Below are 13,275 nucleotides of genomic sequence, written 5' to 3'. Positions count from 1 at the left end.
AACCCCCCCCGGTTCGGCCACGCGGCCTGTGCCCTCTCGCACCAGGGCTACGGTTCGGCGAGTTCGTCGACGACCGAGTCCTCGAGGTGGCGTTTGAGAACGCGGAAATCCGCCGCTCGCTTCCGACCGACCACCGCAGCCAGTTCCTCGAACGTGATTTCGTCGTCGTAGTATGCGGCAGCGATCTCCTGCTCGAGCGCGCCGTCGCGGACGTGTTCGAGGTAGTCTTCGAGCGCAGCGACGAGGAGCCCGGACCGGCTCGTTCCGAGCGCAGTCGAGAGAACGCCCGCCGACTCGAGGAGTCGAGTCGGGACATCGAGTTCGATTGTTTCCGTCTCCGAATTCACGACACGCCGTTTCGCGCCCACGGATAAATATCGTGTGACACGTCCGGGACCGACAACGCAACGGTTTAGCACCCGGCGACGGATCCACGGAGTATGCCATTCGGCGTCGACGAGGCCGGCAAGGGCCCCGCCCTGGGATCGATGTTCGCCGCGGCCGTCTCCCTCGAGGACCCGGCCGACCTCCCCGACGGAATCAGGGATTCGAAGCGGCTCACGCCCGCTCGACGCGAGGAACTGGCGGCGACCCTGCGGGACGACGATGGGATCGCGGTCGGCGTCACCGAAGTCACGCCGGCACGGATCGACGACCCCGAGACGGACATGAACTCGCTCGCGGTTGCGGCCCACGCCGAGGCGATCGAGGACGCCGTTGCGAACCGCGACCGCGACGCCGGTGCCGCGAGCGACCCGATTTCCGGGCTCTGTGACGCTTGCGACACCGACGCCGACCGGTTCGCACGCCGGGTCGCGGCGGCCTGCTCTCTCGAGTCGATCGCCGTCGACGCACGTCACGGAGCCGACGACGAGTCGCCGCTGGTCGGCGCGGCGAGCATCGTCGCCAAGGTCGAACGCGACGCACACGTCGCCGCCCTCGCCGACGAGTACGGGGAGATCGGCAGCGGCTATCCGGGCGATGCGACCACCCGCGAGTTCCTCGCGGCGTACGTCGACGAACACCGCGAACTCCCGCCGTTCGCACGCGAATCGTGGTCGACCTGCGAAGACGCGCTCGCCGCGGCCGAACAGACCGGCCTCGAGCAGTTTTAGCGTCTGTCGTTCCCGTCGACGAGCCCACCGATGGAACGCACCGACGATGCGTAGCGCTCAAGACGCTCGTTGACCTTTAGGCAACCAGTGGTACGAGAGGTGGCTGCAACGGTGTTCGTCGATCCGTTCGCCGCGATGAACGCGATCGGACTCGTCGCGTTCGCGCTGGTCGGGGCGACCAAGGCGATCCGCGAGGAGTTCGACCTGTTCGGCGTCACCGTCGTCGGACTCGTCACGGCGTTCGCCGGCGGTGCGACGCGAGACATCCTCGTCGATCGGGTTCCGCTAGCGCTGCAGTCGCCGGTCGAGATCGCCCTCGGGTTGGTCGGCGTGGCGCTGGCGATCGGCGTGAGCGTCGCCGTCGATTCGGCGGACGATCATCCGATTACGCTGCTCTCCGACGCCGTCGGACTCGCCGCGTTCGCCACGGCCGGCGCTATCGTCGCGACCGACGTCGGCGTCTCGGGGTTTGGCGTCGTCACGATCGCGACGATCAACGCCGTCGGCGGCGGTGCGTTCGCGGATATCCTGCTGGACCGATCGCCGTTCATTCTGCTCGAGGACTTCTATGCGAGTTGTGCAGTACTCGGCGGTGGGACCTACTGGGTGGTCGTCCTCCTTGGGGCCTCCGGGAGCGTCGCCGCGGCGATCTGTGCAGCGGTGACGGTCGGAACGCGCATCGCCGCCGTCACCTACGGCTGGCGGCTTCCGACGGCACAGGTGCTTCGGACGAGCGCGTGATCGACGACCGAGAACGGGTCCCGTTTCAGTTCGCACGCCAGAGTGCGTAGACGTAGCAGCCGACCCCGAGAAAGACCAGCAGCGACGAGAGCGCGTTGAGGGCCGCCGACCGCGTGACGACGGCACCGAAGGTGAACACGCCGCCAGCGACGAGACAGCCCGCAGCCACGGCCAGCACCGATCGCGGTCCGCGACGCTGGCCGTACAGCATCGCTCCCACGGCGATCGCGATGACGCCGAAGCCCAGTTCCGCAACGGTCGCCGCCAGCGGATCGTTCGTGATCGTCGCGTAGGCTATCACGACGAAGTAGCCGACGATCAGGGCAGTGATCGCTCGAGAGCGTGCCGTCGATCCGGCAGTCACGTCCATGACTCGATCAATCGGCTCCCACGCCTTAGCCTTCGAGGGTTTCGGCCCACTCGAGGTCCAGTCCCTCGTGGACGACGAACTCGAGGGCGTTGACGAGGTAGTGAGCGACGACGACGACCAGGAGACTCTCGGTGGCGATGAAGACGGCCGCGAGAACGAACCCGAGGAGGCCGGTGACGACGATCCCGATCGAGCCCTGCATGCCGTGACCGAGCGCGAACGCGATCGACGAGCCGACCGCGAGCAGCCACGGCGAGATGCCGAAGCCGGCGGCGGGGACGCCGATCAGCGCCGCCCGAAAGAGGAACTCCTCGAAGACGGCGATGATCGGGAGGACGCCGCCCAACAGGAGCAGCCAGTCGCCGGTCGAATCGGGCGCTAAGAGCTCCCGCAGGTCCTCGTCGTGATCGAAGCCGAGGTGGGTCGCTGCCGCCGCGGCGAGTTCGTTCCCGACGTAGACGACGACGCCGACCGCGATCCCCCAGCGCAGCCCCGTCTCGAGGGCCGAGACGGAGGCGTCGATCCCCAGCGCCGACGGCGGAATCGCCGTGTAGACCGCCGCGCCGAGTAACACGAGCGCGAACAGGCCCTGCGAGAAGGCCACGTTCGCCAGGACCATCCCGGTCGACAGCGAGTCCGGATCGACGTCCTGATCGAGCCGTCCCCGTCGATCGTCACCGAGAGCGGCGGCCGAGTGCTCGCTCGAGCCGTCGGAGGCAGTCGCGGGGGTGCTCTCGTCACCGGTCGTGCCGGTGCTGTTCGTGCGTTGTGCTGGGTCGAGGTTCGACGGCTGTTCCTCCGGTCGGACGGCTCCGTCGGCAGCCCGATTCGCAGGGACGGCTCCGTCCCCGTCGGTATCGGCCGGCGACTCGTGGGGTCGGGGGCTCGAGTCGGTGGCTGTGCCGTCGGAATCGGCCTCGACCGACGCGTCGGCCAGGGCTTCGGGCTCGTCGCTTGGGTCCGCGGGACCGTCGCTAAACGCCGATTGGGTCAGATGCGATAAAACGAGCAGCAATACGAGGACGACGCCCGTAATCCCGACGAACGTCGCCCACTGGGGCATTTACTGTGGGCTGGGGTTCGAGCCGCCGGCGGAGCCGACGGTGCCCTGGTCGAACGCCGTCCCGGTGATCGACTTGAGCCGATCGACCAGCGAGTCCTTCTTGGGTTCGCCCATCAGGGCGACGTCGAGGACTTCGCTGATGTTCGCACAGGGGATGATCTCGATCATCTCCTCGTACTCCTCCTCGATCATCACGTCCTGCTTGTTCGCTTCAGGGATGATGACCTTGGTACAGCCGGCCTTGGCGGCGGCTTCGATCTTGTGGGTAACCCCGCCGACCGGCAACACGTCGCCCCGAACCGACAGCGAGCCGGTCATGGCGACCGACTGGTCGACCGGGATGTTCTCGAGGGCACTGATGACGGCGGTCGCCACCGTGATGGAGGCGGAGTCACCGTCGACGCCCTGTTGCCCGGCCTGGACGAACTGGATGTGGATATCCTTCTCCGAGAGATCGACGTCGGAGAACTTCTTGATGATCGCGGAGACGTTCTGGACCGATTCCTCGGCCATCTCCTGGAGTTTGCCGGTCGCGATCACCTGACCGCCACCCTGTGCGGGGGCGATTTCGGCCATGACCGGGAGCATGATACCCGAGTCCTCGCCCATGACCGCGAGGCCGTTGACGCGGCCCTCGACGCCGCCTTCGTTGACCTGCAGTTCGTAGTCCTTGCGACGCTCGATGTAGTCGTCGGCGAGTTGCTGTTCGATCGAGCGCGAGCGTCGCTTGGCCTGCAAGACGTCGTCCCGGGTGGTGTACTCCTTGTCCTCGGCGCGGGCGATGTCGCCGGCGACGCGGACCAGGCCACCGAGGCTGCGGAACAACAGCGTGAGGTGGTTCTTCCGGCCCGACCGGCGCTTGGCCTCGAGGATGACTTCCTCGACGGCGTCGTCGGTGAAGTGTGGCAGGCGGCCGTCGCGTTCGACCTCCTGGGCGATGAAGCGGGCGTACTTGCGCCGCATCTCGGGGGTGTCCTCGATGGTGTCGTCCATGTAGACCTCGTAGCCGTACCCTTTGATCCGGTTGCGGAGCGCGGGGTGCATGTTCTCCATGGCGTCGAGGTTCCCGGCAGCGACCATGATGAAGTCACAGGGGACGGGTTCGGTCTGGACCATCGCGCCCGAGGAGCGCTCGGACTGGCCCGTGATGGCGAACTCGCCTTCCTGGATGGCCGTCATCAGCTTCTGCTGGGTGCGGATGTCGAGCGTGTTGATCTCGTCGACGAACAGCACGCCCTTGTTGGACTTGTGGATCGACCCCGGCTCGACGCGGTCGTGGCTCGGGGTCTCCATGCCGCCGGACTGGAAGGGGTCGTGACGGACGTCGCCCAGCAGTGCACCGGCGTGGGCACCGGTCGCGTCCTCGAAGGGTGCGACGCGCTGATCGCCGTTGTTGACGATCATGTTGGGCACCATCGCGTCCGAGCCACGACTGGTGTAGCGGAAGATCAGCCAGATGATCCCTGCCGCGAGGACGCCGAGCAGAATGCTGGCGGGGCTGAGGATCGCGTAGCCGATGACGACCGCGATGATGATCCACATCAGGATCGAGCGCATCTGGTTGCGCTTGCGGGCCTCCTCCTTGTGGGCGTCGATGATCTGTTCGCCTTTCCCGGCGGGAACGGTTCGGACCTTCGGCTCGTTGCCGTCGTCGGGATTGTGGTAGACTAAAACGTCCTGAAGATCCTCCTTCGGAAGCAGTTGGCTCATCGCCTTCGCCAGCATCGACTTGCCGGTCCCCGGCGAACCGATCATCATGACGTGCCGGCGCTGCTTCGCCGCCTTGATAATGATATCTCGCGCTTCGTCCTGGCCGATGACCTGATCGACGAGTCGATCGGGGACCTCGATGTCCTCGGTCGAATCGATCTTCAGACCGCCCAGGAGGTCGTCCTCGGCGATCTCCTCGTCGACCTCGACGCCGGGATCGACCTCGACCGTGCTCCCGAGGTCCTCGACGGTCTCGATGTCGTCGTCCTCGTCGTCGGACGGCGTCTCGAATTCGTCGATCGGATCGTCCTCGTTGGAGGCCGGATCGAAGTCCTCGATCGGGTCGTCGACGTCGTTGTGGCGGTCACCGTCCTCCTCGAGCGGCGACCGATCTCCCTGACGCTCGGGCTCGTCCTCGTCGGGGCGAGCGTCCGAAGCGTCTTCGGGAGGGTCGTCAACGTTCGTATCGTTACTCATAGAACTCTGTTCAGTACCTGATTCGAAGGGATTGGGACTGATATACTTTCTCCATGCGGAGGATGGTGTCAGTTGCGGATACCGGGGGGAACAGCGCCCGTGGATGGGAATCAGCGCACAACACCGACTTCTTTAATACGCTGTTACTATATTTGGAATATATTGTTGGTTGATCTGTCCCGATCGAATACTATCGGTGGTGGGTGGTAACTGATCATGTCCGGACACGAACGATGCGTCGACATCGCGGTTCCTCGGAAACTCGCCACGCTTAAGCGCTGTGCCCGTACAGTGTCCGGCATGACTCGGGGGTTCTACATCGGTCGGTTTCAGCCCTTTCACAATGGCCACCGGAGCATGGTCGAACAGATCGCCGCGGACGTCGACGAACTCGTCCTCGGGATCGGCAGCGCCGACGACTCGCATACCGTTCGGAACCCGTTTACTGCGGGCGAACGGATCATGATGATCACGAAATCGCTCGTCGATTACGATCTCGTCACGTACGCGGTCCCGATCGAGGACCTCGAGCGAAACTCGGTGTGGGTGAGCCACGTCCAGAGCATGAGTCCCGACTTCGATGTCGCCTACTCGAACAATCCACTGGTGATCCAACTCTTTCGTGAGGCCGATATCGACATCCGCCAGTCGCCGATGTTCAACCGAGAGGTCCTCGAGGGGTCGGAGGTCCGCGAGCGGATGATCAACGATGGCGACTGGGAGTCGCTCGTCCCCGATGCCGTCGTCGAAGTCGTCGACGAGATCGACGGCCTCGAGCGCATCCAGATGGTCAGCGACTCGGACTCGAACGGGGAGTAGCGGTCCATCCTCGGCGATGCCGAGGCGTATCGATTTTCACCGATCGTCCCGTACGGCGACCATGATCACCCTCGCGTCCGATTTCGGCACGCCGTATCCGGCGGCGATGAAGGGCGTCTTGTTGCAGCGAACGGACGCCAGATTGGTCGATGTCGCACACGATTTCCCCCGGCAAGACGTCCGGACGGCCGCGTTCTGGCTTCGAGAGGTCTTGCCGTACTTCCCGCCTGCGACCCATCTCGTCGTCGTCGATCCCGGCGTCGGAACCGACCGGAAGGGAATCGTTCTCCGTGCCGGTGGGCACCTGCTCGTGGGCCCGGACAACGGCGTTTTGCTCCCTGCAGCGCGGCGGCTCGCAGGCGGGGCGGATCGACTCGACACGTTCGTGATCGACGAGCGGACGCTCGGCCCCGTCGAACCGACGATGGCCGTAGAATCCGTCCGCGAGTCGGCGACGGATCGGCCACTGGCGAGCAACACGTTCCACGGACGGGACGTCTTCGCACCCGCCGCCGCCGGCGTTCACGAGGCCGATATCGACGCACTCGATTCCCTCGAGTGGCTCGAGTCGGGATCAGTGGGCGTCGATCTCGAGTTTCCCCGGGCCACCATCGAGAACGAGCGAGCGACGGGCGAGGTGGTGGTGGTCGACGGCTTCGGTAACGTCATCACGAACGTTCCGGGCTCGTATCTCGACGGACGGGAACGGGTCGTCGCGAACGGGGCCACCGTTCCGGTGGGCGAGACGTTCGCAGCCGTCCCCGTCGGAGACCGACTCGCGACCGTCGGGAGCCACGGCTCCGTCGAACTCGACGTCAATCGGGGGCGTGGCGACGAGGCCTTCGGCCTCGTGCCCGGCGATCGGGTCGTCCTCGAGCCCGCCAGCCCGACCCTCGACTGACTCGGGCCGGTCGGGGCCGTCACCTATCGGCCGGGACGATGGATCGCTGTGGCGGATCGATCTCGATTTCGCCGTCCGCACGCACCGTCACGGCACACTGTGAGAACCGAAAGGAGATCGACCCGTCACCGACGCGGGGTTCGTCACCGCGCCAGTGACCGAAGAGGGCGTTCAGCGCGTCCGGTTCGACGCACTCCGAGAGCGCCTCGAGGTCGTCGGGTTCGACCCCCAGTACCGACGAGACGGTCATGAGGAGTGCCGTACTCACCGGTTCGTAGGCACCGTCGTCGCACCACGTGTGGTAGGTGCCACGGTCGTCGTCGTAGTAGACCGTGCGACCGTTGGTGTCGGCGATCGGCGTCAGTGTCTCTCGCGGAGCGGTTCCGGACATAATGGATCTGACTACCGTGTGTTAACACTTAACAGTGATGGCTAGTCGATATAGCCGCTGCTGGGGGATTCGGGTTCCCGTCGACAAAAAAGGCGGTATTCGGGGTCGATGCCGCGAACAGCGACGTTATTCGGCGGCGATGACGTCGTCGATGCGGGCGATCATCGTGGCGGCTTCGGTCGCGCTCTCGATGGCTTCGCGTTTGACGTCGGCAGGATCGACGACGCCGTACTCGAAGGGATCGTCGATCGTGACCTCGTCGCCCTTGGTGATCAGACCGGCTCGACCCTCGGAGTCGTGGGCGGCACGAAGGTCCACGAGTACGTCGATGGGATCGCGGCCGGTGTTGGCCGCGAGCGTCCGTGGGACGATGTCGACCGCGTCGGCGAAGGCCGTCACGGCGAGCTGTTTGCGACCCTCGATACCGGCGGCCTCCTCGCGGATCTTGTCGGCGATCGCGATCTCGGTCGCGCCGGCACCGGGAACGACCTCGCCGGACTCGAGTGCGGTCGCGACGACGTCGAGTGCGTCACCGATAGCGCGCTCGAGTTCGTCGACGACGTGCTCGGTGCCCCCGCGGACGAAGACGGTGACCGTCTCGGCGGCCGCACCGCCTTCGACGAACGCGAGATCGTCGCCGCCGAAGGATTCGGTGTGGATCCGGTCGGCCGAGCCGAAGTCGGATTCCTCGAGATCGTCGAGGTCACCGACGCGGCGTGCGCCGGTCGCGGCGGCGACCTGTCGGGCGTCGCTGTCGCCCAGTCCCTCGAAGACGAGGATGCCCTCGTTGGCGAGGGCGTTGGCGACGCGGTCGGCGACGTCTTCGGTGGTGAAGACGACGTCGGCCCCGCTGTCGGCGACGGTCTCGGCGTAGCCCTGCAGTTCGCCTTCCTCGGCGTCGATCGCGGCGTTGAGCTGGTCGATCGAGTCGATGGCGTACTCGGCGTCGACGTCGCCCGTCTGGATGTCGAGTTCGACGTCCAGAATGGCGATCGACGCGTCTTCGACCTCGCTTGGCATGCCGTCGTGGGCGGGCTCTTCGTCGACGATGATGCCGGGGACGAGTTCGGTCGCGTTCGAGGAGGCACCGACCTCCGTGTGGACGGTGACGTTGTCGCGTGCGACGCCCTCGTCAGTGTCGACGTGCTGGATCGCGTCGACCACCGTCTCGGCCAGCGTCTCGGCCGTGAGTCCGCCGGTTCCCTTGCCGGTCATGCTCGACTCGGCGACCTGGCGGAGAATCTCGTCGTCGACGTCGGCCTCGTCGACCTGCTCGGCGATCGCCTCGAGGGCGATCTCGCTGGCTTCGTGGTAGCCCTCGACGATCGTCGTCGCGTGGACGTCCTGCTCGATGAGGTCCTCGGCCTCGCCGAGCAGGTTGCCGGCGAGCACCGCTGCGGTCGTCGTTCCGTCGCCGACCTCCTCCTCTTGGGTGTCGGCGACCTCGACGATCATCTGGGCGGCGGGATGCTCGATGTCCATCTCGTTGAGGATGGTCGCCCCGTCGTTCGTGATGACGACGTCCCCGCCGGAGTCGACGAGCATCTTGTCCATGCCGCGGGGGCCGAGTGTCGTCCGTACCGACTCGGCGACTGCCTTGCCGGCCATGATGTTGGACGACTGCGCGTCCCGACCCTGCGTTCGTTGACTGTCCTCGCTCATAATGAACATGGGCTGCCCACCCATGCGTCGCTGTTGTGCCATCGTTGATCCTCACTAACCATGTCGTCAGCACTTCTATATAATTCTTTCCCTCCTACCGCCGCTCCGTCTTGCGATTGTCCGTGTGAACTATCACCAGGCCGGTGGTCGGCGGGGCCAGTAGGGAAATATGGGTCGACGCGAAACAGCCCAGTGGATGCTGGAACTGGAACACCGATTTCGCGTCGTCGACGTCTCGGTGCGGTTGTCGCCGATCGACGACAGCGACACCTCCCGCGGACTGACGATCACGCCGGATCGCCTCGAGCGGGAGATGCATCAGGCGGGCATTACCAGATCCATCGTCTTTCCGCCCTCACGAGCGGGGACGAGTTACGTCGCGCCGAACAACGGCGTCGCCAGACGCAGCGTCGACCGTCCGTTCGTCGCCTTCGCACGGATCAACGGCACCCAGACCCCGGGCCGGAACGCGACCGGACGCCTCCGGAACGCCGTTCGCCAGCGAACGGACCACCACACCTCTCCTAGCGACATCGAAAAGTACGCCTACGACGATCGGTTTCACGGATTCGTTCTCGACCCCACCGTCGACGGCTATCCCGACGACGACGTCCTCGCCGCCCTCGAGGACGTCGACCTGCCGGTGATCGTCCGCGGCGGCGTCGACGCGCCACCCGAAACGCTCGCGTCGCTGTTGCTCGGTCGCTCGTTCCCCGTCGTCGTCGGTCGCTTTGGCGGCCATCCGCTGAACCAGCCGCTGATGAACGAGATGATCGACCTCCTCGGGGTGTACGACGACTGCTACCTCGAGACGAGTTTCGTCCGCTACCGCGAACAACTCGAGCGGGCGCTCTTCGAACACCCCGATCGCGTCTTTTTCGGGAGCGGCGCGCCCGCCTGCCACCCGAACGTCGCAGTCATGGAGATCCTCACGCTCGACGTCTCGGAGGATCTGCTCCGCCGCGCCTTCTCCAAGAACGCCTGTCGCGTGATCGACGTGCTCACCCCTGATTCGGGGCCGTAGGGCCGCGTCACCCGGATGGGATCTCGAGGCGTTCGATTCGGACACTACCGGACGACCAGCACCCGGAGATCGTTCAGGTTCGTCCCGGTCGGCCCCGTGAGTAGGAGGGCGTCGCGGGACGCGAGATACGGATAGACGTCGTTTTCGGCGAGGGCCACGCGAGCGTCGTCGGGGTCCGCGACGGTCGCCCCGTCGACGAGCGCGCCGGCCGCGTCGGTCGCCCCGTCGATCCCGTCGGTGTCGACCGCGGCGACAGTGATCCTGCCCCCGTTCTCGAGTGCGAGCGCCGCGCTCGTCGCGAACTCCTGGTTGGGACCGCCCGCCCCGTCGCCCCGGACCGTCACCGTCGTCTCGCCCCCCGAGAGGATCACGGCCGGCGGCGAGATCGGCGTGCCCGTCGCCAGCGCCTCCTCGGCGACGGCGACGTGTGTCGTGGCCGCCTCGCGGGCCTCTCCCCGAACGCGCGAGGAGAGCACGAGCGTCTCGTAGCCCCGGTCGGCTGCCGTCTCGCGTGCCGCCTCGAGGACGGTCATGCCATCGGCGACGACGTGGTTCGAGACGGTGTCGAACGCGGGATCGTCGGGACTTGGTGTCTCGGCGATCTCGCCGGCCGTGCCGCGCTCGAGGCGGTCGACGACGGCGTCGGGCGCGTCGATCCGGTACCGCTCGAGAACCGCGAGGGCGTCCTCGAACGTCGATTCGTCGGGCGCGACGGGGCCGCTGGCGATCACGCTCGGATCGTTTCCGACGACGTCGCTCAGGACCAACGAGGCGACCGTCCCGGGGGCGAGACGACGCGCCAGTTGGCCCCCCTTCAGCGCGGAGAGGTGCTTGCGGACCGCGTTGATCTCGTGGATGTCGGCCCCGCTGGCGAGCAAGCCGTCCGTGGTCGACTGGAGGTCCGCGAGCGACACTCCACCCGCGGGCGCGGGCATGAGCGCGCTGCCGCCGCCGGTGATCGCCGCGAGGACGAGCGTGTCCTCGTCGACCGCATCGGCCGTCTCGAGCAGTTCGCGCGTGGCGTCGACACCCCGTTCGCTCGGCACCGGGTGGTCGCCCTCGCGAACGGTCACGCGATCGGTCTCGACGGGATCGTCCGTGACGACGACGCCTCGGTCGATCCGGTCGCCCAGGATTTCCTCGAGCGCGACGGCGACGTGTGCCCCCGCGTTGCCGCCGCCGAGGACGACGATCTCCTCGTACTCGCGGCGGTCGTACGCCGCGTCGCCGACGCGGAGGGCGTCGCCCTCGAGCGCCACGGCCTCGCGAACGACCGTTCGCGGATGGCCCGCCTCGATTCCGGTTTCGAGACAGTCGAGTGCGAGTTCGCGGGCTTCGCTCGATGCGAGGCGATCCCGGTCCTCGATCATACTCGAGTGGACTGCCGGGACCGAGTAAAACTCGCGGGTTCGAGACGTGATTCGTTGCGAACGGGTTCCTCGAGCAACCGGCTCTCTGCACGGGTTTGGCGGTCGATCCGCTCGTCGACGCCCGTTCGCTGGGATCGATGATCTTTTGAGCGACGGCCGTCTTCCGTCGGGCATGGCAAGTTTCACTGTCGTTGTCGGCGACCCCGATTCGGGGTTGGCCCATCAGCTCGAGGCGGAAGAACAGGACGCGAACCGCTTTATCGGCAAGTCGATCGGCGAGGAGGTCGACGGCGGTGCCGTCGGACTCGACGGCTACACGCTCGAGATCACCGGCGGCTCCGACGAGGCGGGTCGCCCGCTTACCGACGAGGTCGCGGGGCCGAACCTGAAGGAAGTGCTGATGAAAGAAGAGCAAACGGGCTACAAGCCGTCCCGAGACGGTGAACGCCGTCGGATCACCGTCCGCGGCCGCGAAGTGTCGGCTGCCGTCGCACAGATCAACGCCTCGATCGTCGACCGCGGCAGCACCGACGTCGACGAACTGCTCAGCGACGACGGCGACGAGTAAGTCGCGTCGACATCCCTCCGATTCGTTTTCAATGACTGACAGAATTGCGAGTGACCATCCCTCGGTGGAAACGGTCCGATCGACGTGTACGGAGACGGCCACGGGCGTCAAACTCGAGGTCCCGGCCGACGACCGCTCGGCGTTTCCGACCGACGAGGTCGTCCGGATCGTCCTCGAGGGGACGGAACGGTTCGCGCGGGTCGAACGAGCGCTGACGGGCGAGGATCTGGCGATTCCGGGGATCTACGACACCCCGGATCTGGCCCGCGATCCCAGCGGCGGCACCGATCGACTCGCCGAGTGGACCGCGACACAGGAGGTCCCGGCGGGCGGGTCGGTGCTGATCGACGTCGTCGAACCGGAGTTCCTCTACGGCGTTCGCGCGCCCGGCGAGACGACCTACTACGACGCCCACGAACCCCCAAGCGGGAGCCTGAGCGAGATCGCGAAGAACCTCGAGGACCAGTAGGTTCGTCGCCCCCTGGTTCCGACAGCGACGGTGGTGATAGCCGGGCGCGCTCGTGTACGGGATCGGCGACACGATCGCGTTCGTCTCGCGGAAGGGGACGCGAATACTGTCCTTTTTCCACCTCGAGCGCGAATCCGACTCCATGAGTGACCCACGTGCGGCGTTTCTGGCGGGCGAGCGGCTCGACGATGTCGCGTTGTTTCTGGCCGATTCCTACGTCTCGGACGAGCGACTCGAGCAGTTCGGCGACCGCGTCGACGACGGCACGCTGATCGTGGTCGACGGCGAGCGCGGGCGCAACGCCTTCCAGGCGGCGACCGGAACCGGTGCGATGGAGTTCGCCAAGTCCGCGATGAGCAACGAGGGGGCGATCGCCGAGGATCTCACGGGCGGGCAGTGTCCGGATGCCGGCGACGGGGAACCCCACACGACCCAGTTCGTCTTCGCCTTCGCCGAGGGACAGAACGAGGAGGTCGGCGGGATCTACGCCGACGGTGCCGTCGTTCACGCGTATGCACAGTGCACCTGCGGGACGGCGTTCTCGGACCGGTGGAACGTCTCCGAAGCGGCGACACAGTAAGCAGCCGTTCGAACA

Annotated in this window: 15 protein-coding genes; 8 read left to right on the top strand and 7 right to left on the bottom strand. The window is 66.4% G+C overall.

The features are described 5' to 3' along the window. Positions 1-47 precede the first annotated feature (47 nt). The gene (locus tag J0X27_RS07375; protein ID WP_207271727.1) at positions 48-347 is read right to left on the bottom strand and encodes a hypothetical protein; all 300 of its coding nucleotides are present in this window, start codon (positions 345-347) and stop codon (positions 48-50) included. Positions 348-440: 93 nt separating this feature from the next. On the opposite strand from J0X27_RS07375, the gene rnhB reads away from it, so the two are divergent. Beyond that, positions 441-1,115 carry a ribonuclease HII gene (gene rnhB, locus J0X27_RS07370; RefSeq protein ID WP_207271726.1) on the top strand — a complete coding sequence of 225 codons (675 nt, stop codon included), beginning with the start codon at positions 441-443 and terminating at the stop codon, positions 1,113-1,115. A gap of 87 nt (positions 1,116-1,202) precedes the next feature. Continuing rightward, entirely contained in the window at positions 1,203-1,856 is a 654-nt protein-coding gene (locus J0X27_RS07365) for a trimeric intracellular cation channel family protein (RefSeq protein WP_207271725.1), read from the top strand. A 25-nt stretch (positions 1,857-1,881) separates the two neighbouring features. Here the strand turns inward: J0X27_RS07365 and J0X27_RS07360 are convergent, their stop codons facing one another. The 3 genes from J0X27_RS07360 to lonB are packed head-to-tail and all read right to left on the bottom strand — an operon-like array spanning position 1,882 to position 5,476. Continuing rightward, positions 1,882-2,226: a hypothetical protein gene (locus J0X27_RS07360; RefSeq protein ID WP_207271724.1), complete on the bottom strand. Its 345-nt coding sequence runs from the start codon at positions 2,224-2,226 to the stop codon at positions 1,882-1,884. Between the two features lie 25 nt (positions 2,227-2,251). Next, positions 2,252-3,289 carry a CPBP family intramembrane glutamic endopeptidase gene (locus tag J0X27_RS07355; protein ID WP_207271723.1) on the bottom strand — a complete coding sequence of 346 codons (1,038 nt, stop codon included), beginning with the start codon at positions 3,287-3,289 and terminating at the stop codon, positions 2,252-2,254. Further along, on the bottom strand, positions 3,290-5,476 hold the full coding sequence (gene lonB / locus J0X27_RS07350) for an ATP-dependent protease LonB (RefSeq protein WP_207271722.1): 2,187 nt from the start codon (positions 5,474-5,476) through the stop codon (positions 3,290-3,292). Between the two features lie 300 nt (positions 5,477-5,776). On the opposite strand from lonB, the gene J0X27_RS07345 reads away from it, so the two are divergent. Further along, entirely contained in the window at positions 5,777-6,295 is a 519-nt protein-coding gene (locus J0X27_RS07345; RefSeq protein ID WP_097381250.1) for a nicotinamide-nucleotide adenylyltransferase, read from the top strand. Positions 6,296-6,356: 61 nt separating this feature from the next. After that, entirely contained in the window at positions 6,357-7,196 is an 840-nt protein-coding gene (locus J0X27_RS07340; protein WP_207271721.1) for an SAM hydrolase/SAM-dependent halogenase family protein, read from the top strand. A 19-nt stretch (positions 7,197-7,215) separates the two neighbouring features. On the opposite strand, the gene J0X27_RS07335 is transcribed toward J0X27_RS07340, so the two are convergent. Next, positions 7,216-7,587 carry a HalOD1 output domain-containing protein gene (locus J0X27_RS07335; protein WP_207271720.1) on the bottom strand — a complete coding sequence of 124 codons (372 nt, stop codon included), beginning with the start codon at positions 7,585-7,587 and terminating at the stop codon, positions 7,216-7,218. A gap of 126 nt (positions 7,588-7,713) precedes the next feature. Continuing rightward, positions 7,714-9,258, bottom strand: coding sequence for a thermosome subunit alpha (thsA, locus tag J0X27_RS07330; protein ID WP_207272052.1), 1,545 nt, complete (start codon positions 9,256-9,258; stop codon positions 7,714-7,716). 187 nt (positions 9,259-9,445) lie between these two features. Between thsA and J0X27_RS07325 the strand changes: the two genes are divergently transcribed. Beyond that, on the top strand, positions 9,446-10,273 hold the full coding sequence (locus J0X27_RS07325; RefSeq protein ID WP_207271719.1) for an amidohydrolase family protein: 828 nt from the start codon (positions 9,446-9,448) through the stop codon (positions 10,271-10,273). 44 nt (positions 10,274-10,317) lie between these two features. Here J0X27_RS07325 and J0X27_RS07320 read toward each other — a convergent pair whose 3' ends face one another. After that, positions 10,318-11,643: a glycerate kinase type-2 family protein gene (locus J0X27_RS07320; RefSeq protein WP_207271718.1), complete on the bottom strand. Its 1,326-nt coding sequence runs from the start codon at positions 11,641-11,643 to the stop codon at positions 10,318-10,320. Between the two features lie 172 nt (positions 11,644-11,815). Between J0X27_RS07320 and J0X27_RS07315 the strand changes: the two genes are divergently transcribed. The 3 genes from J0X27_RS07315 (at position 11,816) to J0X27_RS07305 (ending at position 13,260) form a co-directional block, all read left to right on the top strand. Further along, the gene (locus tag J0X27_RS07315; protein ID WP_097381255.1) at positions 11,816-12,211 is read left to right on the top strand and encodes a 30S ribosomal protein S6e; all 396 of its coding nucleotides are present in this window, start codon (positions 11,816-11,818) and stop codon (positions 12,209-12,211) included. Between the two features lie 31 nt (positions 12,212-12,242). After that, positions 12,243-12,680, top strand: a complete 438-nt coding sequence (locus tag J0X27_RS07310) for a DUF7112 family protein (RefSeq protein ID WP_207271717.1) — start codon at positions 12,243-12,245, stop codon at positions 12,678-12,680. 142 nt (positions 12,681-12,822) lie between these two features. Then, positions 12,823-13,260, top strand: a complete 438-nt coding sequence (locus tag J0X27_RS07305; RefSeq protein WP_207271716.1) for a DUF5807 family protein — start codon at positions 12,823-12,825, stop codon at positions 13,258-13,260. The last annotated feature ends 15 nt before the right edge of the window (positions 13,261-13,275 follow it).

This window comes from Natrinema longum (genome assembly GCF_017352095.1).
In the GTDB taxonomy this organism is placed as follows: Archaea; Halobacteriota; Halobacteria; order Halobacteriales; family Natrialbaceae; genus Natrinema; species Natrinema longum.
The sequence above is the reverse complement of the archived record's forward strand: the minus strand, read 5'-3'. Positions and strand labels throughout refer to the sequence as shown.

Excerpts from the sequence above, each read along its gene's own strand:
- J0X27_RS07315 (WP_097381255.1), top strand. The coding sequence starts at position 11,816 with ATGGCAAGTTTCACTGTCGTTGTCGGCGACCCCGATTCGGGGTTGGCC.
- J0X27_RS07325 (WP_207271719.1), top strand. The coding sequence starts at position 9,446 with ATGCTGGAACTGGAACACCGATTTCGCGTCGTCGACGTCTCGGTGCGG.
- lonB (WP_207271722.1), bottom strand. The coding sequence starts at position 5,476 with ATGAGTAACGATACGAACGTTGACGACCCTCCCGAAGACGCTTCGGAC.
- thsA (WP_207272052.1), bottom strand. The coding sequence starts at position 9,258 with ATGTTCATTATGAGCGAGGACAGTCAACGAACGCAGGGTCGGGACGCG.
- J0X27_RS07355 (WP_207271723.1), bottom strand. The coding sequence starts at position 3,289 with ATGCCCCAGTGGGCGACGTTCGTCGGGATTACGGGCGTCGTCCTCGTA.
- J0X27_RS07305 (WP_207271716.1), top strand. The coding sequence starts at position 12,823 with ATGAGTGACCCACGTGCGGCGTTTCTGGCGGGCGAGCGGCTCGACGAT.
- J0X27_RS07360 (WP_207271724.1), bottom strand. The coding sequence starts at position 2,226 with ATGGACGTGACTGCCGGATCGACGGCACGCTCTCGAGCGATCACTGCC.
- J0X27_RS07345 (WP_097381250.1), top strand. The coding sequence starts at position 5,777 with ATGACTCGGGGGTTCTACATCGGTCGGTTTCAGCCCTTTCACAATGGC.
- rnhB (WP_207271726.1), top strand. The coding sequence starts at position 441 with ATGCCATTCGGCGTCGACGAGGCCGGCAAGGGCCCCGCCCTGGGATCG.
- J0X27_RS07320 (WP_207271718.1), bottom strand. The coding sequence starts at position 11,643 with ATGATCGAGGACCGGGATCGCCTCGCATCGAGCGAAGCCCGCGAACTC.
- J0X27_RS07340 (WP_207271721.1), top strand. The coding sequence starts at position 6,357 with ATGATCACCCTCGCGTCCGATTTCGGCACGCCGTATCCGGCGGCGATG.
- J0X27_RS07310 (WP_207271717.1), top strand. The coding sequence starts at position 12,243 with ATGACTGACAGAATTGCGAGTGACCATCCCTCGGTGGAAACGGTCCGA.
- J0X27_RS07335 (WP_207271720.1), bottom strand. The coding sequence starts at position 7,587 with ATGTCCGGAACCGCTCCGCGAGAGACACTGACGCCGATCGCCGACACC.